Origin of the sequence: Marseilla massiliensis, assembly GCF_016899955.1 — a bacterium.
GTDB lineage: Bacteria > Bacteroidota > Bacteroidia > Bacteroidales > Bacteroidaceae > Prevotella > Prevotella intestinigallinarum.
In genome coordinates, this window is record NZ_JACJJL010000018.1 from 1 (window position 1) to 26,155 (window position 26,155).

Consider the following 26,155-nt stretch of genomic DNA (forward strand, 5'->3'; position numbering starts at 1 on the left):
CGTGTACGTACGGTTCGGAGGCAGGCTGTCGGAAACCTACCACCGTAAGGTGGCATGGCGCCGACAGCCGAGCCTACAGATAACCACACAGAAGCTGGGTAACGATTTGACGGCTTTCGGTAACCAACTGAACCAGACTTTCGGCAACATCAAAGTGGCAGGGATATGAAACGGACAATAATCACGATGGACGAGTACGGCAGGGTTGCCGTGCCGTCCGATACCGCAAATGTTTGGATGAGCGAAATGGAATTGGTAAGACTGTTCGACGTAATCGCCCCGACACTCCGTGCCGCCATCCGAGCCGTGTACAAAAGCGGAGTGTTGAACCCTTGCGAGGTGGAAAGGCGCATTAAGCTGCCCAACGGTTATTATTCAGAAGCATATTCCCTGCCAATGGTGGTGGCACTCGCTTTCCGTATCGACACACCCAATGCCGCAAGGGTGCGTGATGCCCTGTTGGAAAAGTTGTGCTTGCGAAAAGAAAGGCAAATGCTTTGGCTCTCGTTAGGCAGCAAGCAATCGTGTAAGTGTTAGCGGGGTGCGGTTGCGTATCAATACGTTCGTGCATTCACACAACCCAAGTCTGCCCGAAGAAGTGCGATTTTGCTTCTTCGGGCTTTTCCTTTTCGTCTTTTAGTGGCAGATATTACCCGTTCCGCTGCATTTTCTTATCGGTTGGTTTCTTTTGCGCCGTTCTGCATCGTTTTACTTATCAATGTTTTAGCCATCCTACCGTAGCTTTGCACCCATGTTCAACCCGCTTGCCGACAAGGTGTCGGCGGCACTAAAACCTGTATTTGAAATATGGAGAAAAAAGAAGAATTTATCCGTGTAGGCACAACGCTCTACAAGATTGTGAACCAGCCCCGTATTGACGGCGGCTATGTGAGAAAGCGCATCGCATGGAACTCCGAGACCCTGCGGCAGGACTACGGCAAGGACTACATGGCAGGCATCCCCAAGTATGACGGCTTCTGCACCGTACCCGACCATGTGGGCTACCAGCCCGTAGTCGGCAAGTTCCTCAACCTCTACGAGCCGATAAGCCATGTTCCCCGACAAGGCGACTTTCCCTGCATCCGCTCGTTGGTGGAGCACATCTTCGGCGAACAGTACGAGTTGGGGATGGATTACCTGCAACTGCTATATCTTTACCCCGTTCAGAAGCTGCCCATCCTGTTGCTCGTGTCCGAAGAGAGGAACACGGGCAAAAGCACGTTCTTGAACTTCCTGAAAGCCGTATTCCAAAACAACGTGACGTTCAACACCAACGAGGATTTCCGCAGCCAGTTCAATTCAGATTGGGCGGGCAAACTGCTCATCATGGTGGACGAGGTGCTGCTCAACCGCCGTGAGGACAGCGAGCGGTTGAAGAACCTCAGCACCACTCTGTCCTACAAGGTGGAGGCGAAAGGCAAAGACCGTGACGAGATAGGCTTCTTCGCCAAGTTCGTGCTTTGCTCCAACAACGAGCACCTGCCCGTCATCATTGACGCAGGGGAGACACGCTATTGGGTGCGGAAGATTGTGCCGCTGCGGAGTGATGACACTGACTTCCTGCAAAAACTGAAAGCGGAGATACCCACTTTTCTCCATTTCCTGCAACACAGGCAGCTATTCACCGAAAAGGAAAGCCGCATGTGGTTCGACCCGAAGCGGCTGGAAACGGATGCCCTGCGGAAGATAATCCGAAGCAACCGCAACCGTTTGGAGATAGAGATGGCGGAACTGCTGCTCGACATCATGGCAAGCGTGGGCATCAGTTCTGTTTCTTTTTGCCTCAATGACATTATCCCGTTGCTCGTCTGCTCTCAAGTAAAGGTGGAGAAGGCGCAGGTTCGGAAAGTGGTGCAGGAGTGCTGGAAGCTGGCTCCTGCATCCAATTCGCTTTCCTACACGACCTACCAATATGACTACAACCGTGAATGCCGCTACTCACCCGTCAGGAGGATTGGACGCTACTACACGGTAAGCAAATCACAGTTGGAAATGCTCTGATATTTTGATGAAATGATGAAAGCATATATAACATAAAGAATAACAGTAACTTACATACTCATCAAACGCTCAACAAAAGTATTTGGCTGATGAAAAGAGAAAACGAACGCAGCCCCACACATCACTTTTCTTTTGGCGAGCGGTTTGATGAAACGCTGATGAAAGGTTATTCTATTAGCTGTCAGTGTATTAGACTATCCAATCATCAATTCATCGGAATTTCACCCCTCAACAAGTCCATCGAGGAAACGGCAGCACCATCCTTGCCTGTATGCCCGTGTGCCGACAGGCAATTATGCCGGCATAACGGCACCGAATATCATGCAAGGCTGGCAAAAAGAAAAAGGCGACCAATGTCCACCGACATCACCGCCGACACCATCGCAGGCTTTTGGGGAAACAAAAAGCCATAGGCTCATTAGGGCGTTTTCTTCACGCACCGCTGACGCTAATGCTAAAAACACCCCAATGAGCCAGCGGGGTTGCACCCCTCTGGACACCCCCGCTTGCCCCGTGCGGCTATGACCGCAGACAGGCGGACACCGACAAACAAGTTTGTACAACCTCAAAAACAAGAAACGAACATGGGATATATCAGCATCCAAATCAACAAGGCGAAAGGGTCGGCTGACACGGGCGCATCCGACCATATCGAACGCAAGACCACGCCCAAGAACGCAGACCCCACACGCACCCACCTCAACCGTGAGCTGGTGCAGTTCCCCGACGGCGTGGCAGACCGTACCGAAGCGATAAGCCACCGCATTCGCATGGCGGGCATCAAACGGAAGATAACGCCCGACCAAGTGAGGGCAATCCGCATCGTGCTTTCGGGTACGCACGAGGACATGGCGAGGGTGCAGGACGAGGGCAGGCTAAACGAATGGTGTGATAACAACCTGCAATGGCTGCACCGCACATTCGGCAGGGAGAACACCGTTTCGGCAGTGCTGCACATGGACGAGCACACGCCGCACATCCACGCAACGGTCGTGCCGATAGTGACGGGAGAGCGCAGGAAAGCAAGGAAGAAGCAGACGGAGGGCAAACGCACCTACCGCAAGAAAGCCGACGCCGTGCGCCTGTGCGCCGATGACCTCCTGACCCGAGAAAGGCTTGCCGCCTACCACGACAGCTATGCCGCAGCGATGTCGAAGTACGGCTTGCAGCGTGGCATACGGGGTTCAGAAGCACGGCACACCACCACCGCCCAATATTATCGTGACCTGAAACGGCAGACGGGAGAGCTTGAAGCCAACGTGCAACAACTACAAACCGAACAGCGGCAGGCGGAACGGCAGCTTGACGAAGTGCGGAAGGAAATCAAGTCGGAGAAGCTGGAAGCCGCCAAGACCGAGGCAAAAGCTGCACTTGTGGCAAAGGTCGGTTCTCTTTTGGGAAGCGGCAAATTGAAAGAGCTTGAAGCCGACAACCGCACCTTGCAAGGCGAGGTCGCCGCTCGTGATGAGAGCATTGAGTTGTTGCAACAACAGATGGAGCGGCAGCAGGAGGAACACAGCCGCCAGCTTATGGAACTGCAATCCAAGCACCGCAGGGAAATGGCGGACAAGGAAACGGCACACCAAAAGGAAGTGTCATTCCTGAAATCTATCATCCAGAAAGCCAAGAAATGGTTTCCGTTGTTCTAAGAGTTGGTGTATATGGAGGAGTTCTGCCTCAAAGTCGGCTTCAACGAGAGGCAGACCGCCACGCTCATCAGCGGCAAGCCGTTGTTCTACGAAGTCGAACTCTATTCGGAGGAACACAGGAGGAAGTTCATGACCTAAAGGGCTGGTTTCCAAATGGTGAAAGACCCGGCGGACAAATCCAAACTCGCACTTGCAATCAATGGGCAAGTGATTGGCGAATGGTTCAAGGAACAGTTCGACAGGCTGTTTTCATCCATTCGGAAGACGGTTATATCGCCTCGTAAAAACAAAGGAATAGGGTTGTAAATCTGACAAACGGGAGGATCGCAAGTTTGTGTTTTGGTCTGCCTCAAACCGCTTGCTACCCTCCCATTGGTTGAAACGTCACTTTATTTGTGCTCTAATCCTGCTCAAACTCGCTTGTGTGATACCCAAATAAGTGGCGATGCTTCCCAACGGCAATCGCTGTAACAAATCAGGTTCTTTCTCCAACAACTCCTTATAACGTTCAGAGGCGATGGCGGACAACATGGAAATCAACCGTTCCTCGGTGGCAAGCAACTCCATCTCCGCATAACGCCGCCCCCAATTGGCGATATGTAAATCTTCCGAAAACAACTCTTTCAGTTCTTTCCTTTCCAATACATATAATATCGAGTCTTCCATCAGCTCCATTGTTTCATATCCCGGCTCGTCATTCACATAGCCTTTCATGGAAACAAGGGTCGCTCCTTCCTTGCCAAACCAAAAGGTAATTTCCTTCCCGTCCACCGAGGTATAGGCGCGGACAATGCCTTCCTTGATGAAAAAGATGTTCTTCTCCACCTTGCCGCTTTCCAGCACGCGGAATCCTTTGGGATACGAAACTTCCGTCAAACATTGCCGCAACTTGTCCAAAGACGTGTCCGGCATAGCATATCTTTGATTGATGATTTCCTTTATATCCATAGCGCATTGTTGTATTCGGTGTGCAAAATTATAAAATAGCACATAGAAACGAGAATGAACGGTTGCTTTTTGTCAAATGCAAAATCGGTTTTTGCCAAATGTAAAAAGCTGTTAGGGATTACTTGCTTACTTTTGCGCCCGAATTTAATAAATCATAGGTATGAATTGGATAATCTTATTGTTGGCAGGATTGTTTGAAGTAAGCCTTACATTCTGCTTGGGGAAAACGAGGGCGGCATCGGGTATTGGATTCTATCTGTGGGGAAGCGGGTTCCTTGCTTCCACCATACTGAGCATGGCTTTGCTTGCCAAGGCGGTGCAGACGTTGCCTTTGGGTACGGCATACGCCATCTGGACAGGCATCGGGGCGGTCGGCACGGTCTTGATAGGAATATTCGTTTTCAAGGAACCTGCCACTCCCATCCGGCTTTTCTTCCTGTTCACACTCATTGCTTCCTTGATTGGATTGAAAGTCGTATCATATTGAGAGGAGGCGGAAAATGAAGTATGAATTGAGGGAGAATCAAGGCATTCCGGCACCTCTGCTGGCTTTGATGGCAGCCGCTACCGGACTTTCCGTCGCCAACTGTTACTACAACCAGCCTTTGTTGGGCAGCATGGCAAAAGACTTCGCGGTAAATGACTTTTCTGCCAGCATGGTAGCGACATTGACCCAGATAGGATATGTGACCGGACTTGTATTTGTCATCCCACTGGGTGATTTGGTTTCACGAAAGAAGCTGATATTGACCAATTATATCGTTTCTGCGTGCGCCTTGCTTGCCATATCCCTTGCCCCGAACATCTACTGGGTGTGGGGCGCATCCTTGCTTGCCGGCGCATCTTCGGTCATGCCGCAGTTCTTCATCCCGTTGGTGTCTTACCATTCAGCACCTGCACACAAGGTGCGCAATGTGGGCATTATACAATCCTGCTTGCTCATAGGCATTCTCGGCTCGCGGGTCTTCAGTGGCTTTCTGGCTGATGTGTGGGGATGGCGTTCCGTCTATTTCGTGGCTTGCGTGTTTATGCTCGGATGTTTTCTGATGATTTACAAGATGCTGCCCGTGCTGTCTGCCCGCTCTCAAGAAAGTTATGCAGGGCTGATGAAATCCTTGTTGCGTCTGCTCTCCCAATACCCGTACTTGCGTATCGCGTCGCTGAGGGCGGCATTGGCTTATGGCTCGTTCTTCGCCCTGTGGAGTTGCCTTGCTTTCCGGATGAAACAGGAACCTTTCTTTGCAAGTGACGACATTATCGGGGCACTCGGTTTGTGCGGACTGGCAGGTGCATCCACGGTCGTATTCATCAGCAGCTATATCCAAAAGTACGGTGCAAGGTTCTTTTCTATTGCCGGAGGATGTGTGGTATTGGCTGCATGGCTGCTGGCATTTTTAGGGAATGACAGCTACCTGTGGATGATAGTTGCCATCCTGTTGATTGATGCCGGTATGCAATGCATCCATTTGTCGAATCAGACCAGCGTAGTCGCCCTTGACGCATCTGCCATCAATCGTGTCAATACCGTTTATATGACCATTTACTTCTTGGGCGGTTCTGCGGGCACTTTCGTTTCCGGTCTGTCCTGGCAACATTATGGATGGGCAGGCGTGGCTTGGACGGGAATCGCTTTTACTGTGGCTTCCTTGCTTGTTAATTATTTCAAGCCTCAAACAACATAATGGTGGATACAAAACAGGCTGAAAGAATATTTGGGATGATTCTTTCAGCCTGAATATTTTTTGTACCTTTGCATCCGAAGAGTTACTTGAACAAGCAAAGCGATGCAGACCACGGCAATTGGAACGGTTGCCAACTCATTACCCGAAAACGAGGTAATTCTTCTAACTCTCTTGATTTCAAAGGGGTATATCCTTTTTGCAGAATTTCAGAATATATTTTATAAGCATTTGGCGATGTCGGTTTTTTAACATCACGGGGTTGCCTTTTCCTGCCCGGCACATCATCCGTCCGGGATGTAGGCAAACCCATCTGGCGGTGCTGTCAGATTGACCTGTTTCAATGATAGAATGGCATCAATAATGAATTAAATCAGAGCAAAGAAGTGAAAAAAAGCTCAACGAAGTGACAAATTACAATTAATTTGTGTAATTTTGCGCGTAGAAACAGAATAACCAACGTTTTTATGGTTCACAATATCTTTAAAGGCTTAGGAATAGCATTGATAACCCCATTCAACGAAGACGGTTCGGTTGACTATGCCTCTTTGTCGAGGCTGATTGACTACCAGCTGCGGAATGGTGCCGATTTCTTTTGCATATTGGCCACGACAGGCGAGACCCCATGTCTTACTTCCGACGAAAAGAGTCGCATAAAGGATTTAGTTGTTGAGAAAGTAGGCGGGCGCGTTCCTATATTGATGGGATTTGGCGGCAACAACACAATGGCTGTTGTTGAAGAGCTGAAGTCGGCAGACCTTAATGGAATATCGGGAATACTTAGCGTTTGCCCTTACTACAACAAGCCATCGCAGGAAGGTCTCTACCTTCACTTCAAGGCTATTGCAGGTGCAACGAAGTTGCCTGTGGTATTATACAATGTTCCGGGCCGCACTGGGGTCAACATGACAGCTGCCACAACGGTCAGGCTGGCGCGCGACTGCAAGAATATTGTGGCGATAAAGGAGGCCAGTGGCAATCTGGAGCAGGTGGATGAGATAATAAAGGACAAGCCGGCCGACTTTGATGTGATAAGTGGTGATGATGCCCTGACATTCCCCATGATTTCATGCGGGGCGGTGGGAGTGATCAGCGTCATTGGCAATGCGCTTCCCAAGGAGTTCTCGCGGATGATTAGGCTCGAGTTTAATGGGGAGTATGCAGCTGCGCGCGAGATACACCATCGGTTTACCGACCTTTTCGGTTTGCTGTTTGTAGATGGCAACCCGGCTGGCGTCAAGGCTATGCTGCACGAGATGGGCATGATAAAAAACGTTTTGCGACTGCCGCTCGTGCCTACTCGCATATCTACGCTTCAGAAATTAAGCGAGATAATGAAAGAACTGAAGATTTGAACTTTTGCCTCTCGCTGTGAGGCAAAAGTTTTAGTCTTACCGGCTTGTCTGCCGAATGCGCCCCGTAGGCAGACGTGCCGCGCAGGCAGTCGGCTGATTGGCAGAGCTTGGCGGCTGGCGGTTAGCTAAGTATATGAATAAGCGCAAAAGGCGCAACCATAACTAATATGTGTGGTTGCGCCTTTTGTCTTGATAAGACTGCCAAAGTATTGCGGTGCAACACGTTTGCCATGGCACTGCTGTTCATTTGGTTTGCCGATGGCTGCCGGTGGCGCCTTCGCCTTTGGTGGCATTGGCATTGCTGTGCATGGTGTCGGAGCAATCGGTGATTTGCCGGCCTACGCCCAAGCCTACAGCCCGACAGAGACGGCCGACGGGGTGTCGCTTCTGAACTCAACTTGCCTGTAGCCCACAAGGCGCCATGTCCTTTCACCTGTTCCCTTGTAGTAAACGTATGCCTGATAGCGGTTCTCGGTCTGATAGAAGTTGCCTTCTGTGGGCGGAATGCCTGTCATGCCATTGCTGTCGACAGTTATGAAACGATAGGAGTAGTAGCCTTGTTTCTGCAATATTGTGGCCTGGTATTCGGCATTTGCCTGATCGTACTGCATGACATAGGCCGATTGGTCTTCGTCGGTTGCCCACTGTCCGTTGACGGCAATGTTGCATCCTGTCAGTTCCGGCGACCTGAGCCGGTAGTGTACATAAACGTAATCGCAGGTGTAATCGTTTTCTATGTTGTCGCTGTTGCGTATGTAGAAAGCCCCGTTTGCGTCTTCGTCATACAGGTAGTTCTTGCGCGGTTCGGCCACGAAAGGGTAGGCGTTGTAGTTGTGTCCGTCCCACGAAATGCGGTCGATGCCCATCGTCGGATGGCTCAGGGCCAGCACCTCAAACTTGTGGTATTCGTTGCCGGCGTCGAAAATGAGTTGCTTGTTATGGTTCCATTGCAGTCCCTTGTTGTTCACGATGTTTGGCTTGACGTTTATCCGGGCGCTTTCAGGCCTGTTGTTCTGCGTGATAACGGTATGTATCTGCTCGGTGGGATTGGTTATGCTGAATTCTCCGTAATTTAAAGTCATTGACAGTTGCTGGTGGCTTTCGTTTAGGTCAATGTCAGTATTAGAAGTGACGGCCAAGCCTACGTTCATGTCCGACTCGACCACCATGAACTCAACGGTAAGCACCTTTCGGTTGTCGTTGTCTTCATCGTATACAGTAAGCCTGTAGTTGCCGCTGATTTTCAGCCTGCACTTGTCGTTGGGAATGTCCAATTTGTAATGCGTATACAATACTGTGGTGTTTATGGAGTTCTGGTAGTCTTCTATTGGGTTGTTGTTGAATCCTTCAATGTAATCGCTTTCAAACAGCCCATCCGATACAGACCAGTCTGCCTCGCAATGCTCTATCTTATATACAAAGCGGTGATAGTCGTGTGACATCTCGTCGAAACTGATGTGGAGCACGTCGCTGCTTTTCAATTCCATCACGGCAGGCGACAGCCAGTCTTTATTTACGACCACCTGCAGGGTCTTGACATTGGTGTCGTATATGGTGTTCCGGCCGTTAGCCTGGCATAATTCTGCACAAAGAGTAAGGATCAAAGTAAATATCGTTTTCATCGTTTTAATATAATGTTGTAGTCAGTTTCTTTCTACGGCTGCCTTTAGAACCGTAAATGGAGAGCCGCACTTCCTGATGCACATATTAGACGGAAATCCCCAAAGCTCAGCCGGCAAAGGCACCGGGCAAACTGATAACCCGAATGATTGCCATCCGAACTTTGGGGATTGGAATCTTAATTTAAACTGTCAATTCAGAGATTAGCAGATTTTACGTGCCCCGTCGCTGATGACAACGTCATACACCTTGGGTGCATGGCCGAACTTGGCGGTGTACTTAGCCTTCGCATCAGCAATGAATTTGTCATACAAATCTTCTTTCACGAGGTTGATGGTGCAACCGCCAAAGCCGCCACCCATTATCCTGCTGCCTGTAACGCCATTCTCTTTGGCAATGTCGTTGAGGTAGTCGAGCTCCTCGCAAGAAACTTCGTACTCTTTTGAAAGGCCGTAGTGGGTCTCGTACATCTTCTTGCCCACTGTCTCGTAGTCGCCGGCGTTCAATGCATCGCAAACGGCAAGCACGCGGTCTTTCTCACCAAGCACGAACTTGGCACGGCGGTAATCTTCGTCGCCGACCTCGGCCTTGACCTCTTCAAGTTGCTCCCATGTACAGTCGCGCAGTGTCTCAAATTTACCTTCCGGATGCTTGGCTGCAATGTGCTTTACTACATTCTCGCAGCTGTTGCGACGGTCGTTGTAGGGCGATCCGGCCAACTCGTGCTTTACAACAGAGTCGAGCAATACCAGTTTGTAGCCTACAGGGTTGAACGGGAAGTATTCAAATTCGCGGCTGCGGCAATCAAGGCGCATAAGGCATCCTGCCTTGCCGAACACGCTGGCGAACTGGTCCATTATGCCGCAGTTAACACCACAGTAGTTGTGCTCTGTGGCCTGGCCTGCCAGCACCATGTCCCATTTGCTCACCTTGTTGTCGCCAAAGAGGTCGTTGAGGGCAAAAGCGTAGCAGCTCTCGAGGGCTGCAGAAGACGACATGCCTGCTCCGAGAGGCACATCACCGGCAAAGGCTGTATTGAATCCTTTCACATCGACGCCGAGCTTACGCATTTCTTGAACGATGCCGTAGATGTAGCGTGCCCAACTTGCACGCGGGCCCTGCGGGTCGTCAACCTTGAACTCTACGCGATCCTTCAGGTCGATGGCATACGCCATTATCGTATTGGTGCCATTTGGCCTTATTTCACACATTATACCTTTATCGACAGCACCGGGAAAAACGAAGCCGCCATTATAGTCAGTGTGTTCACCGATCAAGTTGATACGACCAGGAGAAGCATATATGTTGCCTTCCTTACCATCAAAATGTTTGATGAATCTACTTCTAACAAATTCTATATCCATAAGTCTTCTAATTTTGTTGGTTATTATTTGCTGATTCCAATCTTGCTACCGAAGTTGCAGAACCAGATGATATATGCATAGTAAACAAACATAAGGCAAAGGGCCACGATGACGCTTGTGGCGTCGACGACGATACCCATTATTGGGGTCAACAACGCAGCCCCGATGACACCGGTATTGATAATGCCTGTCGCAGCTTTGGTGTGCGGGCCAAGGCCCTGCAGTCCAAGGTTGAATATCAGTGGCCACATCACAGAGTGGAACAGTCCGGCTGCAAGCATGAACCAAATGCCGACCATGCTGCTGGCTGTTATCAACGACAGCGCAATGCAAGCAGCACCAAGGCAGAGGCATGCAGACAGGAGCTTGCGGGGCTCAAACTTTGTCAAGATACCGGCGCCGATGAAACGGCCCACCATCATGCCGCCCCAATAGAATGCCAGGTACTGCGTTGCCAATGCTGCCAATGCGGCACTGTTCATGTCTGGATACAGCATCTGGAAACGGTAGGGGAGCATTGAGGGCACACCAATCTCGACACCCATATACATAAATATTCCAAGGGCACCCAACCAAACGTGAGTATACTTGAATACACTGCTCTTATACTCATGGTGTTCGCCGGCTTCTTCAGCCTGTTTCCCTTCGTCTATTTGCGGCAACTTGAGGAAAACAAGTATAACGCAAATGATGATTGCAAAGATGCCAAGACCCATGAACGGCCCGGGAACGTGCTCAGGAGCGGGAGCCTTGCCATTGATTATCACGTAGGTGATAAACAACGGGGCAACCGTTGTGGCAACAGAGTTGAGAGCCTGGCTAAGTGTCATTCGGAAAGCTCCCTTCTCGGGTGAGCCTAATACCATGACGTAAGGATTGGCAACATTCTGAAGCATCACCACACCCATTGCTACGAGGCACATCGACGCCAGGAAGATGGCGTAGACATTGATGCCTGCTGATATTGCAGACCTTATGCCGATAGAATTGACAATAAAGCCAATACCTGATATTGCCAGACCCAGTATGAGCGTGTTTTTATAGCCGATTTTACTCATTAAAAACGCGAATGGGATGGACAATAGGTAAGCACCGTAGAAAGCGGTGTTAACATACTGGCCTTGCTGTGCAGTGAGTTTGAAGGCTTCTGAACAGAAAGCAATCATAGAGTTGTTCATTGTTGTTATGAATCCGATGAGGAAACATACAATGAACACGACGATAAGTGCGAACGTGTAGTTCGGTCTTTGACTTGGGTTCATTTCTTTTTAGAATGTAATGTGGTTGGTTTGTAAATACTATTGTTGTTAGTGCATTTATTTTTCCACTCCAAATTTATATATCGTTTTTTGCTTGTACTGCTCGCCTGGCTCCAAAACCACCGACGGGAAATACGGATGGTTTGGCGTATCGGGGAAGTGCTGGCACTCAAAGCATATTGCACTGCGGCGTGGGAATGTTGCCCCGTGTTGCCCGGAATATCCGTCGGCCCAATTGTCGGTGTAAACCTGCACACCAGGCTCTGTCGTATAAACCTCCATGGTGCGCCCGCTTACCGGCTCCTTTATCTTGGCTGCAAAACTCAGTTCGCCTTCTTCCTTCTTGTTGAGCACGAAACAGTGATCGTACCCTTCGCCATTCTTGATTTGCTCGTCGTCTGCGTCGATATCACGGCCCACTTCCTTTGGAGTACGGAAATCAAACGGGGTGTCCTTGACAAAGCGAATCTCGCCGGTAGGAATTGAATTGACGTCGATTGGAATGTAATAATCTGCATTAATTTCGCAAACAAGATTATCAATCGTCGGAGTTGGGTTTGCGATGCCAGCTAAACTGAAAAAGCCATGGTGCGTAAGGTTCATGATGGTCTTCTTGTTTGTACAGGCGAGGTATTCCAGAATTAGCTCATTGTCATCAGTGAATGTGAATTCAACTGTAACCCTGAATTCCCCAGTAAAGCCTTCTTCACCGTAGGCTGAAACATAGTGCAGTGCAAGGGAGCGGGGACCCATCTGGCGAGCTTCCCAAACACGCGCATGGAATCCCGTCGGACCGCCATGCAGTGCATTGGGCCCGTTGTTTATCGCCAACTGATACTCTTTCTTGTTGAGTGTGAATTGGCCTTTGCAGATGCGGTTGCCATAACGGCCTATCAATGTCGACAAGAACGGTTCCGGGCTGTTTATCACATCTTGAATGTTGTCGTGGCCTTGAATGACGTTTGCCACGTTGCCATCCTTGTCGGGAACCATAATAGCAACAATAGCACCACCATAGTTGGTTATGGCAACTTCATAGCCTTTCCTGTTTCGAAGTATGTATAAGTCGGTTTTCTTCCCGTTAATCGTGGTCTGGAAATCTTTCCGATTCAGACCACACAGATTCACGTTTTCTGCAGTGTTCGTCATAATTCCATTGTTTTTAGTTATCGTATTAATTGCAAAGTAACCGAAAAAAAACGGAATCGACAAATTAAACGCGGAAAAAAACGTTTACATCAGTGTTAAAAACAACTAAACGAATGCGCATAGGAAATCTGCCACTACGTAGCTGCTGCCACCAACAAAAATCAAATCTGCTTGTGATGCAGACTGTTTCGCTTCTTCATAAGCTTGTTTCACTGTCGGATATGTATTTCCGACCAGCCCATGACGGATTGCCATCTTCTGTAACTCAATTTCGGATAAGGCCCGCTTAGTGTTGGCTTTTGTGAAATAATAAACTGCGTCTTTGGGCAATAATTCCAACACTCCATCAATGTCCTTGTCATTAACCATGCCGAAAACAATCCGCTTGGAACGGCAGTCCACACGTTTGAGCTGTTCGCTCAGATATTTCCAGCCTCCTACATTATGCCCGGTGTCGCATATCACAAGCGGGTTGGTGCTTACGGTTTGCCACCTTCCCATCAGTCCTGTTGATGCTGCAACTTGCTTAAATGCATCCCTTGCATGCGCCACAATCATGTTCGGATTTGTATTGGCATCAAGTTGTGGATATTGACCTGATTCGCTCAATACGCGGATGGCCGTTAATACAGTGTTCGCATTTTTAATTTGATACAGTCCGCTCAAGTCGCCGACCAATTCGCCAAAATGCTTTGTTTTATACATCATTCCACCGTTGTTAAGTGGTTGGGCTGCCACGACCTCTTGTTCGTCTGCTGCAAAGATGATTGCAGAGCCGTGGCTCTTGGCAACTTCTTCGAAAACAGGACGAGTCTCTGTGTTATATTCACCGACTACAACAGGTACCCCATCTTTTATAATGCCGGCTTTTTCACGTGCAATTTGCGCGAGTGTATTGCCAAGAAACTGGGTATGGTCAAAGCTGATGTTGGTTATTATCGACAATTCAGGCGTTATTATATTCGTGCAATCAAGTCTTCCGCCGAGCCCTACTTCTATTATTGCAATGTCAACTTGCTCATCACGGAAATACTTGAACGCCATAGCAGTCGTAACTTCAAAGAAGGATGGGTGTAGAGGTTCAAAGAAGTTGCGCTCGTCTTCTACGAACTTAACAACATACTCTTCACTAATTGGCATGCCGTTAATCCTTATACGTTCGCGGAAGTCTTTCAAGTGTGGTGAAGTATATAGTCCGACCTTGTATCCGCAGGCTTGAAAAAATGCAGCCATTGTATGTGAACACGATCCTTTGCCGTTTGTCCCTGCAACATGGATTGTCTTGTAATGTCTGTGGGGATGGTTGAAATGGGCATCCAGCATCAATGTGTTATACAATCCTTCCTTGTATCCTGACGCGCCCTGCCTCTCAAACATCGGCATCTGGTTAAACAAGTACTCTGTCGTTTCTTTATAAGTCATAGGTCTGCTAAAATAAATGGGGTGCCTCGATATCAGCACCCCATCGTTGATATTTAGTTGAAATAATTCTTAAATCGCTGGAAGATTGATTGCTTGGTTTCGGAATCTCCCTTAAAGTTGTCGCTATTACGCAACTTCAACAAGGCCTCTTTCTCATCCTTGGACAGCGTCTTCGGCACATATACACTGATGTTGACGACCAAATCGCCAATGCCACGTCCGTAGCCTTGTACGGCCGGTAGTCCCTTTCCCTTAAGTCTCAGTGTCTTACCGGGTTGCGTTCCATTCTCAATCTTAACCTTCAACTTGGTACCTTCAATGGTTGGTATCTCGACCTCACCGCCAAGTGCTGCTGTAGGGAAATCAAGCAAAAGGTTGTATATCAGATTGTTACCGTCGCGCACGAATGTGTCGTTCGGTTCTTCTTCGATATAAACTTGAATATCGCCGTTAATCCCGTTGTGCTTACCGGCGTTGCCCTTTCCTGGAATGTTGACGACCATTCCCTCGGCCACACCGGCCGGGATGTTGATTTCAACAACTTCTTCTCCTTTGACAATACCGCTGCCACCACAGTTGTGGCACTTGTTCTTTATTACCTTTCCCTCGCCATCGCAGGTCGGGCATACGCCTTGCGTCTGCACCATTCCGAAAAAGCTTTGCGTAGTATGCATTACCACTCCCGACCCATGACAGGTGGGGCAGGTCTCGGCAGCGCTACCGCTCTCAGCACCGCTTCCATGGCAATGTGAGCAGACTACGTCTTTACGGACTTTGAATTTCTTTGTCACACCGTTGGCAACATCGTTCAGCGACAACCTAACCTTAAGCCTGAGGTCACTACCGCGATACTGCTGTGGACGGCGCTGTCCGCCACCAAAGCCGCCAAATCCGGCACGTCCTCCGAATATGTCGCCAAACATAGAGAAGATATCGTCCATGTTCATGCTGCCGCCATTGAATCCACCAAAGCCTCCGCCTGCTGGTCCATTGAATCCGAACTGGTCATATTGCTGGCGCTTTTGCGGATCATGGAGAACGTCGTACGCCTCGGCAGCCTCCTTGAACTTTTCTTCAGCCTCTTTGTTGCCTGGGTTTCGGTCGGGATGATATTTTATTGCTATTTTCCTGTAGGCTTTTTTTATTTCATCCTCAGATGCGTCTTTGCCTACGCCCAGCACTTCATAATAGTCTCTCTTTGCCATTTGCTTTGCCAGAGTCGTTGGTGGTTACTGTCCTACGGCCACCTTGGCGTGGCGTATTACCTTTTCATTTAACATATATCCTGTCTGAATGCAGTCGAGCACCTTGCCTTTCTTGTTATCGCCCATGCCAGGAACCATGGCGACAGCTTCATGCACATCAGTGTCGAAATCTGCATCTTCCGTGTCAATCTTCTTCACTCCCAAGCCCTCGAGAACCTTTTGAAATTTTGCATAAATCAATTCCATGCCTTCCCTGAGAACCTTTGGGTCTTCTGTTTTTTCTCCGTTTGCAATGGCACGTTCCATGTCATCGAGGACTGGCAGAATGGCAGATATGGCTTTTTCGCCACCGTTCAATATCAGCTCAGCCTTTTCTTTCAATGTGCGTTTGCGGTAATTGTCAAATTCGGCAACAGAGCGCAGATACTTGTCTTTAAGTTCGGCAATCTGCTCATTGGCAACATCAAGCGGACTCTTCTCTGCTTCTTTTTCATCGGCAGTGGTTTCATTTTCCGTCTGGCTTGCTGCAGTCTCATCGCCGTTAACGCCGGCCTGCTCTTCGCAGACCTTCTCGTCGCCGTTCTCTATTTCTATTTCCTTTTCCTTCTCTTCCATAATAGTTGTCTGTCTTTTGTTGTATTACAAAACAGTACTGCAAAAACCATGCCTAATTGTTGCCGTACATCTTGGCCTTCAACTCCTTTATACTCTCATCGTATATATACTGGTCGTATTCCATCAGTTTGTCTATAGTGCCGTTCGGAGTGAGCTCTATGATACGGTCGGCCACAGTCTGTATGAACTCGTGGTCGTGGCTGGCAAACAGAATGTTGCCTTTGAAGTTTATGAGATTGTTGTTGAATGCCTGTATGCTCTCCAAGTCAAGGTGGTTTGTCGGTGTGTCAAGTATCAGGCAGTTGGCGTTTTTCAGCTGCATCCTTGCTATCATGCAACGCATTTTCTCGCCTCCGCTCAGCACGTTAACCTTCTTGAGCACATCCTCGTCTTTGAACAACATCCTGCCCAGGAAGCTCTTCATCTGCACCTCGTTGCCTTTGCCAAACTGGCTGAGCCAGTCGACGAGGTTAAGGTCGCTGTCGAAAAACTCCGAGTTGTCGAGTGGCAGATATGCTGTTGTTATCGTTACGCCCCACTTGAAATCTCCGGCATCTGCCTTGCGGTTGCCGTTGATAATCTCGAACAAGGCCGTCATGGCCTTTGGCGTGCGGCTGAGGAATACCGTTTTCTGCCCTTTTTCAATTGTGAAATTAACGTGGTCAAAGAGCACTGTGCCGTCAGTGTCTACTGCCTTGAGGTCGTTGACTTCGAGAATCTGTGTGCCCGGTTCGCGCTCCATTTGGAATATGATGCCGGGATACTTCCTTGATGATGGGCGTATTTCTTCAACATTAAGCTTTTCAAGCATCTTCTTGCGGCTTGTCGTCTGCTTGCTCTTTGCCACATTGGCAGAGAAACGGCGGATGAACTCTTCGAGTTCCTTGCGTTTCTCTTCTGCCTTTTGCCTTTGGTTCTGGGCTTGGCGCAGGGCCAGCTGCGAACTTTCATACCAGAACGAATAGTTGCCGGCAAACACTGTTACCTTGCCGAAGTCTATGTCTACGGTCTGGGTGCTCACGGCATCGAGGAAGTGGCGGTCGTGGCTCACCACCAGTACAGTCTGCTCAATGTTGCTCAAATATTCCTCAAGCCACATCACCGTGTCCAGGTCGAGGTCGTTGGTAGGCTCGTCGAGCAAAAGGTTGTCGGGGTGGCCGAACAAAGCCTTGGCCAGCATGACACGCACCTTCTCGTTGTTTGACAGGTCGCTCATCATCTTGTCGTGCAGGTCGTCTTTTATGCCCAGGTTGGTAAGCAACTGGTCGGCGTCGCTCTCGGCGTTCCAACCGTCCATTTGTGCAAACTTATCCTCAAGTTCGGCTACCCTGATGCCATCCTCCTCGCTGAAGTCTGGCTTCATATAGAGAGCTTCGCGCTCCTTCATGTTCTCCCACAGAGGCGCATGGCCCATGAGGACGGTGTCGCGCACGCTGTAGCCGTCGTATTTGAAGTGATCCTGCTCCAATACCGACATGCGCTCGCCCGGCCCGAGTTCCACCGAGCCTTTGTTGGGTTCGAGTTCGCCGCTGATGGCCCGCAGCAATGTCGACTTGCCCGCGCCATTCGCACCGATGACTCCATATATGTTTCCATTGGTGAACTTGATGTTCACATCCTTGTAAAGTACTTTCTTCCCAAATTGAATAGCCAAGTTTGTGACTGTGATCATAATCTCTTTGCCTTATTATTTTACTGTAAAAACAACACTGTCTGTAAATTTAGCGCAAAATTAATATAATTTTCCGAGATGGCCAAATGGGAGGGGCTTCTGTGAGCATTTATCGCAGGCTTTTGGGCAACAGCAACCAATTTTGCTGGCTTACGGCGCATTATTCGGTTGCGGCCGCCGACAGGCTGGCTTGGGCGGTGATGGTGCCGGTGTCCCCTGGGGGGCAGGCATCGGGGGCCGTGAAAAAACAATGGGGGCGCCCCTTGCAGGTGCGCCCCCGTTTCTTGGAAATGTCAAGCTTTTGTGTTGTCTTGTAGTGGTCTCATCATACGATGCCCTGTGCCATCATGGCCTTGGCCACCTTCATGAATCCGGCAACGTTTGCCCCCTTCTCGTAGTTGATGTAGCCATCGCTTTCGGTTCCGTATTTCACGCAGTTGTCGTGAATGTCCTTCATTATGACTTTGAGTCGGTTGTCAACGTCTTCGGCTGTCCAGCTGAGCCTTTCCGAGTTCTGGCTCATCTCGAGGCCCGACACCGACACGCCGCCGGCGTTTGAAGCCTTGCCCGGTGCATAAAGAATCTTGGCACTCTGGAATGCCTCGATGGCTTCGGGAGTCGAAGGCATGTTGGCGCCCTCGGCAACAGCTATTACACCGTTTGCCACAAGCGTCTTAGCCTCGTCGCCGTTGATTTCGTTCTGTGTGGCGCATGGCAGCGCAATGTCTGCCTTTTCGCCCCAAGGCCTTTCGCCGGCGTGATAAACGGCGTTGGGATATTCATCGGCATATTCCTTGATACGCCCGCGCTCTATATTCTTGAGCTCCATGACATAGTCAAGCTTTTCGCGGTCTATTCCATCTGGGTCGTAGATATAGCCGTCAGAGTCTGACAGGGTGAGAACCTTGGCGCCGAGCTGTATGCACTTTTCTGCAGCATACTGTGCAACGTTGCCCGACCCGGAGATGAGCACGCTCTTGCCGGCCAGCTCGATGTTTCTGGTGCTGAGCATTGACAGCAAGAAATAAACAGTGCCGTAGCCTGTTGCCTCCGGGCGGATGAGCGAACCGCCAAACTCGCGGCCCTTGCCTGTTAGCACACCGCTCCACTCGTGGGTAAGCTTTTTGTATTGCCCGAAGAGATAGCCTATTTCGCGTCCGCCAACGCCTATGTCGCCGGCCGGCACGTCGATGTCCGGGCCTATGTGCCTGTACAATTCGTTCATGAATGCCTGGCAGAACCTCATCACCTCTGCATCGCTCTTGCCACGCGGAGAGAAGTCGGAGCCGCCCTTTGCGCCTCCCATTGGCAATGTTGTAAGCGAGTTCTTGAAAGTCTGCTCGAAGGCAAGGAATTTCAATATGCCCAGGTTTACTGACTTGTGGAAGCGAATGCCGCCTTTGTAAGGGCCTATCACGTTGTTGTGCTGGATGCGGTAGCCCATGTTGGTCTGCACTTGGCCTTTGTCGTCAACCCATGTAACGCGGAACTCGATAACTCTGTCAGGAATGCAAAGTCGTTCGATGAGGTTGGCTTTCTCAAATTCAGGGTGTTTGTTGTACTCCTCTTCTATGGTCGGGAGTACCTGGCTTACGGCCTGGATGTATTCAGGCTCATTGGGGAATCTGCATTTAAGATTCTCTACGACTTGTGCTGCATTCATAATCTTCTGTTTTATTAGTTGGTTGTTCTAATTGTGTTTGTGTATCCGAAAATCGCTTGCAAAGATAAAGCATTTTCTTGAAATAGCAAGCGTTTTATCAAAATATTTGCGAAAATATTATCTTTTTGCCATTAATTTATGATTAATTTGAGGAAAAATGACAAAATTGTACCGTAAAATGTGTGCGTAAACAAAAATCGTGCCCACAGTTCTTTTGCACGATTGACAACATAAATAAGCCGCTCACTACAGCCTGACGGAGTGTCAGTCTTAGTGAGCGGCTGGATTTATTTGGCTGCGATGTGGCTATGCCGGCATCAGTCCATGCAGCATTTGTTTTTCAGCTTGTCTACATACGCGTCTATCACTGCCACGGCTGTGATGTTTACAATGTCGCGTACGCTGCATTCGAAATCGGTGAAATGTATAGGCTTGTTGAGCCCCATCTGTATCGGGCCTATTATTTCTGTGTCAGGGTCGAGCGTCTGCAGCAGTTTGTAGGCGCTGTTGGCGCTGCTCAGATTGGGGAACACGAGCGTGTTGACGTCGAGGCCATTGAGCCGCGAGAAGGGGTACTTGCTGTCGCGCAAGTCTTTGTTGAGGGCAAAGTTTACTTGCATCTCGCCGTCGACAGCGAGGTCGGGGCATTGCCTGTGCAGCTCTTCAACAGCCTGGTGAACCTGCAGCGGGCTTCCGGCCTCGTCGGTTCCGAAGTTGCTGTAGCTCAACATTGCCATCACCGGTGTGTCGTTGAAGAACCTCACTGTCATGGCGCTGAGCTTTGCTATGTCGACGAGCACCTCCTTGTCGGGGTGGCGGTTGATGAGCGTGTCGGCAATGTAGAACGTGCCCTTCTTGGAGTTCAGGATATGCATCGTGCCAAAGTGCTTGTACTCCTTGCGTATGCCTATGACCTCCTTGGCCACCTTTATGGTGTTCGAGTATTTTGTATAGAGGCCAGTGATGAACGCATCGGCCTCTCCGGTCTCCACCATCATCATGCCGAAATAGTTGCGTTCAAACATCTTGTCGTTGGCTTCTTCGATAGTATAGCCCTGGCGCTGGCGTTTCTCGGCCAGAATCCTTGCGTAGCGCTCGCGCCGTTCGGCCTGGTTGTCGTGCCTTAGGTTGACAATTTCTATGCCGTCGAGGTTCAGGTCGAGTTCCTTTGCCAATTTGGCAATGCGCTCATCGTTGCCCAGGATTATGGGCTGGCAGATGCCTTCGGCCTTGGCCTGCACCGCAGCCTTTAGCATGGTGGGGTGAATGCCCTCGGCAAAAACCACCCTCTGTGGGTTGTTGCGCGCGGTGTCATAGAGCTTTTGCGTGAGCTTAGTCTCCTGTCCGAGCATCTCCCTGAGCTGGTTCTTGTAGGCTGCCCAGTCGGTTATCGACGTGCGAGCCACTCCGCTGTCCATGGCGGCCTTTGCCACAGCCGCCGACACTTCGGTGATGAGCCTCGGGTCGACGGGCTTCGGTATGAAGTACGACGGGCCGAAAGTGAGGTTGTTGACGTGATAAACGTCGTTCACCACGTCGGGCACCGGCTGCTTGGCCAGGTCGGCAATGGCGTTGACGGCGGCCATCTTCATTTCCTCGTTGATGGCCGATGCATGCACGTCGAGCGCTCCGCGGAATATGTAAGGGAACCCAATCACATTGTTTATCTGGTTTGGATAGTCAGAGCGGCCCGTGGCCATGAGCACGTCGGGCCTGCTCTCCATAGCCTTTTCGTAGCTAATCTCCGGCACAGGGTTGGCCAGCGCGAACACGATGGGCTGGTCGGCCATCGACCTTATCATGTCTTGCGTGAGCACGTTACCTTTCGACAGCCCGACAAAAACGTCGGCTCCCTTGATGGCTTCTTCGAGAGTGTGGATGTCGCGCCGGTCTGTGGCAAACATCTTTTTCTGCTCTGTGAGGTTTGCCCTGTCGCTGGTTATCACTCCCTTTGAGTCGAGCATCACTATGTTTTCGCGGCGTGCGCCGAGCGCCATGTACAGCTTGGTGCACGATATGGCAGCCGCGCCGGCTCCGTTGACCACAATCTTGACGTCCTTGATGTCTTTGCCGTTCACTTCAAGGGCATTCCTCAGGCCTGCGGCAGATATTATGGCCGTGCCGTGCTGGTCGTCGTGCATCACAGGTATGTCAAGGCTCTTCTTCAGCCGTTCCTCAATGTAAAAGCATTCGGGTGCCTTGATGTCTTCAAGGTTGATGCCTCCGAAAGTGGGCGCTATGCGCTCTACGGCCTCGCAGAATTTCTCCGGGTCTTTCTCGGCCACCTCGATGTCGAACACGTCGATGCCGCCGTATATCTTGAACAGCAGGCCCTTGCCCTCCATCACCGGCTTTCCGCTTATGGCCCCTATGTCGCCGAGGCCCAACACGGCGGTGCCGTTGCTTATCACGGCCACAAGGTTGCCCTTGTCGGTATATTTGTAGGCGTCTTCATTGTTCTGCTGTATTTCCAGGCACGGATATGCCACGCCCGGAGAATACGCCAAGCTCAAGTCTGTCTGTGTCCGATAGGGTTTTGTGGGTTTGACCTCGATTTTTCCCGGCCTGCCATTGGCATGATACTGCAATGCGGCCTCCTTTGAAATTTTCACCATGATAGTTACTCCTTAATTCGTTTTTATGTTGTTGCATGGCTGGCTGAGCAGCCCCGTTTCGTACGTTAAAATTACCTGTCCTGCCATTTGTATGTAACAAACTATGGTTCAACATGTTGCAACATGCGCCATTTGCCGCCCCGAAACGCCCTGTACGGGATGTCCAAACGGCCTGTCCGGCATGCCCGTATGGGCCGTATGGGCCACTGGGCCCTTGCCCGGCATGCCGCGCCCCCGTTTCTGTAAAGAAAACGCTTGGCCGCGATTCCCATCCGGGCTGGCCCGGTGAGCATGCAGAATGGTGCTTGATGCATATTAACTTCTATGCAAAGGTAAGAAAAACTAATTGAAAACTATCGGCTTTTTTTATTATTTTAGTAACTTTGCAAATTAAATTATCGATTATGGTTGAAAATAAAAATATAACAACATATAAAGAATCGCTCAAGGAGAAAATACTGTCTGCTGCGATGGCCCTGTTTGCAGAGAAAGGAATCAAGGCGGTGAAGATGGATGACATTGCTAATTCGCTGTCGATTTCGAAGCGCACCATCTACGAGATATGCGAGAACAAGGAAGACTTGCTGTTTGAAGGCGTCAAGAAGCGCAAGAGTGCCCAGCAGGAAGCGCTGCGCGAATTTGCCGAAGGGGCCGACAACGTTATGGACATCATACTTCACTCTTTCAGGCTCACAATAGAGCAATTCAAGTTTACCAACCCTGTATTCTATTCCGACCTGATGAAATATCCCAGGATAATGAGGTATTTCGAGGAAGACAAGAAAAAGTCGCAAAAGCAATTCCGCGAATTCCTCCACCGGGGCATTGGTGAGGGATATTTTCGTGAAGACGTCAATTACGACCTTATTATATATATACTAAGCGCGCAAGAACGATATATAATGATGTCGCAACTCTACAACATGTACTCTATGGAAGAAATATTCTACAACCTTATATTTATCTCTCTGCGCGGCATCTGTACCAACAAGGGCATAGAAGTCTTGGACGGTTTCCTCATAAACATCAAATCATGAACCAATGCTCCCGGGCATTTGTGCTGACCGGCCTTGTTGTGGCAATACTGCTGGCCATGCACATGTTGCCCACATTATATGTCAATGACATTGAATTGCGCCACGTCAACATACTGAGCGACGTGCTGCCCGAACCTTATGGGACCGACGGCGCCACAGCCGAAGTAGTTGCGCCACCAGTTCCACCTGCGCCCGTTGCCGTTGCCGACAGTGACAGTACGGCAGCAAGGGTGGAGGAGGTGCACCCTGATGGTGTTACCATGATTGCCGACTATTCTGCAGGCGAGGCCGGTGGAATGGATCATTTTTACCACATGCTTGCCGGTGCGGGGGCGGCTGGGCGTCCGGTGCGTATTGCCTACTTTGGCGATTCGTTCATCGAGGGCGACATACTTACGTGCGACTTGCGAGAAAAACTGCAACAGGCGTTTGGCGGAAACGGAGTTGGGTGGGTTGACTGCGGAAGCAAAATAAACGGTTTCCGGCGCACGATAACACAAAATTTCGGAGGCTTTGTAGAGTATGAGGTGGTAAAGAAACCATACTCACACAAGGTGGAGGGCATAAACCAGCGATACTTCATACCGTCTGAAGGGGCTTTTGTCACAACTAAAGGCACGACATACAAGCCGCACTCGGCTTCGTGGCAAGTGGCCCGCCTCTTCTTGCGTACCGACACCACGCTTACAGTGACGGCACAGACGGGCAACGGCAGGCGGCACACGTACAACGTGAAGTCGTCGCCGTCGGTACAGATGTTTACCATGGCCGACACCACCAACAGCATATCATACAGCTTCACCGGCGTTGGCCGCGACACCTACGTCTACGGCATGGCGCTCGAATCGGCCGGAGGCGTGGTGCTCGACAATTTCAGCATGAGGGGATCGGCAGGATATACGCTGGCAAACATACCGCAGCAAACATTGCGAGATTTTGCCAGGCTTCGCCCATACGACCTTATCGTGCTGCATTTCGGACTCAACGTGCTGAATGAAAAAAGCCAGATTGCCAATTACAAGGCATACACCAAGCGTATGCAGAAGGCTGTCGACAACCTGCGCCAGGCATTCCCAGAGGCCTCGATACTCATAGTGAGCGTGCCCGACCGCGACCAGCGCACGGCTGCCGGCATACGTACCATGAACGGGGTTGAGTCGCTGGCCGCTTACCAACAGCTGATGGCCTCGGAGTGCCGTGTGGCTTATTTCAACCTGTTCGAGGCCATGGGAGGGCGCGAGAGCATGAAAGCCATGGTGGACAAAGGATGGGCCAACAAAGACTACACCCACCTGAGCTTTGCTGGCGGGAAGCATGTGGCCAACTACATCTTTGAATCATTCATGGCCGGATTTGAAAACTATAAACGTCGAAACAACATTAAATAGAACAATGCTTGACAGTATTTTACATTTGTTGGCATACAATCCAGACGAGCCTCTGATATTCAGCAGCGGCCTTTTCCTGTTTCTCTTCCTGGGCTTTTCGTTCGTCTACATGCTCCTGCAGAGGCAGCGCGTTCTTCGGTTGCTGTTTGTCACGGCCTTTTCATACTACTTCTATTATAAGAGCAGCGGTGTTTACTTTGTGCTTCTGGCCATTGTCACCGTGAGCGATTATTTCATTGCAGCCGGAATATGGAACTACAGGCAGCGCCATCCCGAGCGCAGGCTGTTGCCAAAGGTGCTGGTTGCGCTGAGCCTTTGCATCGGATTGGGCATGCTGGGCTATTTTAAGTACACCAATTTCTTTGCAGGTCTCATTGCCCGCATGGTTGACTTCAACTTTCAGCCGTGGGACATCTTCCTGCCCGTTGGCATAAGCTTCTTCACGTTTCAAAGCCTCAGCTATACGATAGATGTGTATCGCGGACAGCTCAAACCGCTGCCCTCGTTGCTTGACTATGCGTTCTTTGTGTCGTTTTTCCCCCAACTCGTTGCCGGCCCCATAGTCAGGGCGCGCGACTTCGCCCCCCAGATACGGCATCCGTTGGTCGTTACAAACGACATGTTTGCCAAGGGAGTGTTCCTTATATCCATAGGCCTCTTCAAGAAAGCAGTGATAAGCGATTACATCAGCCTCAACTTTGTTGACCGTATATTCGACAATCCCGGATTGTACAGCGGGATAGAGAATCTGCTCGGGTTGTATGGCTATGCCCTGCAGATATATTGCGACTTCAGCGGATACAGCGACATGGCCATTGGTTTGGCGCTGCTTCTGGGATTCCATTTTCCAATGAACTTCAACGCACCATACGTCAGCAGCAGCATAACGGAGTTTTGGAGGCGCTGGCATATTTCGCTCTCTACGTGGATACGCGACTATATTTACATATCGATGGGAGGCAACCGCAAGGGAAAGCTGCGCACGTATGTAAACCTGGTGGTTACCATGCTTCTTGGCGGATTGTGGCATGGCGCAAGCCTAAATTTCGTGGCTTGGGGCGGCATGCACGGTTTGGCGCTGGCTGCTCATAAGTATTTCCGCACCGATGTGCTTCACCACGACAGGAATTACCGTTCACACGGCTTGCGCAAGGCATTGGCGTGCATAATCACTTTCCATTTCGTATGCTTCACGTGGATATTTTTCAGAAACGGAACGTTCGAGGCCTGTGGTGTAATGCTGAAGCAAATATTCACCGACTTCCACCCCGAACTGTTCTGGCAGGTTGTCGTCAATTACAAATATGTGTTCATGCTGATTGCCTTGGGCTATCTGACCCACTTCATTCCAGACTCGTGGCAGGAGCGCATGATATATTGCCTGAAGCGGGGCAATATAGTTGTCGACGCATTGCTTATAACAGCTGTCATCTATATAGTTATCCAGATAAAGAGCAGCACCATCCAACCGTTCATCTATTTCCAGTTTTAAGAATGGCAAAGCGAAGTGGCAA

General features: G+C 50.0%; 20 protein-coding genes and 2 pseudogenes. 10 read left to right on the top strand and 12 right to left on the bottom strand.

From position 1 onward, the window contains the following. Window positions 1-165: 165 nt before the first annotated feature. From H6B30_RS10735 to mobV, 4 genes and pseudogenes are all read left to right on the top strand, one after another. On the top strand, window positions 166-537 hold the full coding sequence (locus tag H6B30_RS10735) for a virulence RhuM family protein (protein WP_205110466.1): 372 nt from the start codon (window positions 166-168) through the stop codon (window positions 535-537). A 270-nt stretch (window positions 538-807) separates the two neighbouring features. Next, entirely contained in the window at window positions 808-2,001 is a 1,194-nt protein-coding gene (locus tag H6B30_RS10740; RefSeq protein ID WP_205110468.1) for a primase-helicase family protein, read from the top strand. A gap of 89 nt (window positions 2,002-2,090) precedes the next feature. Further along, window positions 2,091-2,414, top strand: coding sequence for a hypothetical protein (locus H6B30_RS10745; protein WP_239483909.1), 324 nt, complete (start codon window positions 2,091-2,093; stop codon window positions 2,412-2,414). Window positions 2,415-2,585: 171 nt separating this feature from the next. Next, window positions 2,586-3,956: pseudogene (gene mobV, locus H6B30_RS10750) on the top strand (MobV family relaxase). Between the two features lie 78 nt (window positions 3,957-4,034). On the opposite strand, the gene H6B30_RS10755 reads toward mobV, so the two are convergent. Next, the gene (locus tag H6B30_RS10755; protein WP_016662058.1) at window positions 4,035-4,598 is read right to left on the bottom strand and encodes a Crp/Fnr family transcriptional regulator; all 564 of its coding nucleotides are present in this window, start codon (window positions 4,596-4,598) and stop codon (window positions 4,035-4,037) included. Between the two features lie 160 nt (window positions 4,599-4,758). Between H6B30_RS10755 and H6B30_RS10760 the strand changes: the two genes are divergently transcribed. The 3 genes from H6B30_RS10760 to dapA all read left to right on the top strand — a co-directional run bounded on the left by H6B30_RS10760 (window position 4,759) and on the right by dapA (window position 7,632). Next, window positions 4,759-5,085 (top strand): DMT family transporter, encoded by a 327-nt coding sequence (locus tag H6B30_RS10760; protein ID WP_016662057.1) that lies wholly within the window; start codon window positions 4,759-4,761, stop codon window positions 5,083-5,085. Between the two features lie 13 nt (window positions 5,086-5,098). Further along, a complete protein-coding gene (locus H6B30_RS10765) occupies window positions 5,099-6,280 on the top strand; it encodes an MFS transporter (protein ID WP_205110471.1) in 1,182 nt (393 codons plus the stop codon). Window positions 6,281-6,744: 464 nt separating this feature from the next. Next, on the top strand, window positions 6,745-7,632 hold the full coding sequence (dapA, locus tag H6B30_RS10770; RefSeq protein ID WP_205110472.1) for a 4-hydroxy-tetrahydrodipicolinate synthase: 888 nt from the start codon (window positions 6,745-6,747) through the stop codon (window positions 7,630-7,632). A 350-nt stretch (window positions 7,633-7,982) separates the two neighbouring features. Here dapA and H6B30_RS10775 read toward each other — a convergent pair whose 3' ends face one another. The 11 genes and pseudogenes from H6B30_RS10775 to H6B30_RS10820 all read right to left on the bottom strand — a co-directional run bounded on the left by H6B30_RS10775 (window position 7,983) and on the right by H6B30_RS10820 (window position 22,216). After that, window positions 7,983-9,254, bottom strand: coding sequence for a type IX secretion system plug protein (locus tag H6B30_RS10775; RefSeq protein ID WP_205110474.1), 1,272 nt, complete (start codon window positions 9,252-9,254; stop codon window positions 7,983-7,985). A 201-nt stretch (window positions 9,255-9,455) separates the two neighbouring features. After that, window positions 9,456-10,616, bottom strand: coding sequence for a galactokinase (galK, locus tag H6B30_RS10780; protein ID WP_205110476.1), 1,161 nt, complete (start codon window positions 10,614-10,616; stop codon window positions 9,456-9,458). 23 nt (window positions 10,617-10,639) lie between these two features. Beyond that, window positions 10,640-11,878, bottom strand: a complete 1,239-nt coding sequence (locus tag H6B30_RS10785; RefSeq protein WP_205110477.1) for an MFS transporter — start codon at window positions 11,876-11,878, stop codon at window positions 10,640-10,642. Between the two features lie 54 nt (window positions 11,879-11,932). Then, a complete protein-coding gene (locus H6B30_RS10790; protein WP_205110479.1) occupies window positions 11,933-13,024 on the bottom strand; it encodes an aldose epimerase family protein in 1,092 nt (363 codons plus the stop codon). 105 nt (window positions 13,025-13,129) lie between these two features. Then, window positions 13,130-14,446 (bottom strand): bifunctional folylpolyglutamate synthase/dihydrofolate synthase, encoded by a 1,317-nt coding sequence (locus tag H6B30_RS10795; protein WP_205110481.1) that lies wholly within the window; start codon window positions 14,444-14,446, stop codon window positions 13,130-13,132. 53 nt (window positions 14,447-14,499) lie between these two features. Then, complete coding sequence (gene dnaJ, locus H6B30_RS10800; RefSeq protein WP_205110483.1) at window positions 14,500-15,651, bottom strand: molecular chaperone DnaJ; 1,152 nt, start codon at window positions 15,649-15,651, stop codon at window positions 14,500-14,502. A 24-nt stretch (window positions 15,652-15,675) separates the two neighbouring features. After that, window positions 15,676-16,266, bottom strand: a complete 591-nt coding sequence (locus H6B30_RS10805) for a nucleotide exchange factor GrpE (RefSeq protein WP_205110485.1) — start codon at window positions 16,264-16,266, stop codon at window positions 15,676-15,678. Window positions 16,267-16,318: 52 nt separating this feature from the next. After that, window positions 16,319-17,365 carry an ABC-F family ATP-binding cassette domain-containing protein gene (locus H6B30_RS16815; protein ID WP_421930560.1) on the bottom strand — a complete coding sequence of 349 codons (1,047 nt, stop codon included), beginning with the start codon at window positions 17,363-17,365 and terminating at the stop codon, window positions 16,319-16,321. A 33-nt stretch (window positions 17,366-17,398) separates the two neighbouring features. Continuing rightward, a pseudogene (locus H6B30_RS16820) lies at window positions 17,399-17,938 on the bottom strand (ATP-binding cassette domain-containing protein); the annotation flags it as partial. Window positions 17,939-18,263: 325 nt separating this feature from the next. Further along, window positions 18,264-19,601, bottom strand: a complete 1,338-nt coding sequence (locus tag H6B30_RS10815; RefSeq protein WP_205110496.1) for an NADP-specific glutamate dehydrogenase — start codon at window positions 19,599-19,601, stop codon at window positions 18,264-18,266. 317 nt (window positions 19,602-19,918) lie between these two features. Beyond that, a complete protein-coding gene (locus H6B30_RS10820; RefSeq protein ID WP_205110498.1) occupies window positions 19,919-22,216 on the bottom strand; it encodes an NADP-dependent malic enzyme in 2,298 nt (765 codons plus the stop codon). Between the two features lie 404 nt (window positions 22,217-22,620). Here H6B30_RS10820 and H6B30_RS10825 point away from each other — a divergent pair, with 404 nt between their 5' ends. The 3 genes from H6B30_RS10825 to H6B30_RS10835 are packed head-to-tail and all read left to right on the top strand — an operon-like array spanning window position 22,621 to window position 26,133. Next, window positions 22,621-23,253 (top strand): TetR/AcrR family transcriptional regulator, encoded by a 633-nt coding sequence (locus tag H6B30_RS10825; protein WP_205110500.1) that lies wholly within the window; start codon window positions 22,621-22,623, stop codon window positions 23,251-23,253. Further along, complete coding sequence (locus H6B30_RS10830) at window positions 23,250-24,641, top strand: GDSL-type esterase/lipase family protein (RefSeq protein WP_205110501.1); 1,392 nt, start codon at window positions 23,250-23,252, stop codon at window positions 24,639-24,641. Before H6B30_RS10825 ends, H6B30_RS10830 begins: the two co-directional genes overlap by 4 nt. A 4-nt stretch (window positions 24,642-24,645) precedes the next feature. Beyond that, window positions 24,646-26,133 carry an MBOAT family O-acyltransferase gene (locus H6B30_RS10835; protein ID WP_205110503.1) on the top strand — a complete coding sequence of 496 codons (1,488 nt, stop codon included), beginning with the start codon at window positions 24,646-24,648 and terminating at the stop codon, window positions 26,131-26,133. Window positions 26,134-26,155 lie beyond the last annotated feature (22 nt).

What these genes read in the sequence shown, in the direction of transcription:
- H6B30_RS10735 (WP_205110466.1), top strand. Translation starts at nt 166, where the DNA reads ATGAAACGGACAATAATCACGATGGACGAGTACGGCAGGGTTGCCGTG.
- H6B30_RS10740 (WP_205110468.1), top strand. Translation starts at nt 808, where the DNA reads ATGGAGAAAAAAGAAGAATTTATCCGTGTAGGCACAACGCTCTACAAG.
- H6B30_RS10745 (WP_239483909.1), top strand. Translation starts at nt 2,091, where the DNA reads ATGAAAAGAGAAAACGAACGCAGCCCCACACATCACTTTTCTTTTGGC.
- H6B30_RS10755 (WP_016662058.1), bottom strand. Translation starts at nt 4,598, where the DNA reads ATGGATATAAAGGAAATCATCAATCAAAGATATGCTATGCCGGACACG.
- H6B30_RS10760 (WP_016662057.1), top strand. Translation starts at nt 4,759, where the DNA reads ATGAATTGGATAATCTTATTGTTGGCAGGATTGTTTGAAGTAAGCCTT.
- H6B30_RS10765 (WP_205110471.1), top strand. Translation starts at nt 5,099, where the DNA reads ATGAAGTATGAATTGAGGGAGAATCAAGGCATTCCGGCACCTCTGCTG.
- dapA (WP_205110472.1), top strand. Translation starts at nt 6,745, where the DNA reads ATGGTTCACAATATCTTTAAAGGCTTAGGAATAGCATTGATAACCCCA.
- H6B30_RS10775 (WP_205110474.1), bottom strand. Translation starts at nt 9,254, where the DNA reads ATGAAAACGATATTTACTTTGATCCTTACTCTTTGTGCAGAATTATGC.
- galK (WP_205110476.1), bottom strand. Translation starts at nt 10,616, where the DNA reads ATGGATATAGAATTTGTTAGAAGTAGATTCATCAAACATTTTGATGGT.
- H6B30_RS10785 (WP_205110477.1), bottom strand. Translation starts at nt 11,878, where the DNA reads ATGAACCCAAGTCAAAGACCGAACTACACGTTCGCACTTATCGTCGTG.
- H6B30_RS10790 (WP_205110479.1), bottom strand. Translation starts at nt 13,024, where the DNA reads ATGACGAACACTGCAGAAAACGTGAATCTGTGTGGTCTGAATCGGAAA.
- H6B30_RS10795 (WP_205110481.1), bottom strand. Translation starts at nt 14,446, where the DNA reads ATGACTTATAAAGAAACGACAGAGTACTTGTTTAACCAGATGCCGATG.
- dnaJ (WP_205110483.1), bottom strand. Translation starts at nt 15,651, where the DNA reads ATGGCAAAGAGAGACTATTATGAAGTGCTGGGCGTAGGCAAAGACGCA.
- H6B30_RS10805 (WP_205110485.1), bottom strand. Translation starts at nt 16,266, where the DNA reads ATGGAAGAGAAGGAAAAGGAAATAGAAATAGAGAACGGCGACGAGAAG.
- H6B30_RS16815 (WP_421930560.1), bottom strand. Translation starts at nt 17,365, where the DNA reads ATGTGGCTTGAGGAATATTTGAGCAACATTGAGCAGACTGTACTGGTG.
- H6B30_RS10815 (WP_205110496.1), bottom strand. Translation starts at nt 19,601, where the DNA reads ATGAATGCAGCACAAGTCGTAGAGAATCTTAAATGCAGATTCCCCAAT.
- H6B30_RS10820 (WP_205110498.1), bottom strand. Translation starts at nt 22,216, where the DNA reads ATGGTGAAAATTTCAAAGGAGGCCGCATTGCAGTATCATGCCAATGGC.
- H6B30_RS10825 (WP_205110500.1), top strand. Translation starts at nt 22,621, where the DNA reads ATGGTTGAAAATAAAAATATAACAACATATAAAGAATCGCTCAAGGAG.
- H6B30_RS10830 (WP_205110501.1), top strand. Translation starts at nt 23,250, where the DNA reads ATGAACCAATGCTCCCGGGCATTTGTGCTGACCGGCCTTGTTGTGGCA.
- H6B30_RS10835 (WP_205110503.1), top strand. Translation starts at nt 24,646, where the DNA reads ATGCTTGACAGTATTTTACATTTGTTGGCATACAATCCAGACGAGCCT.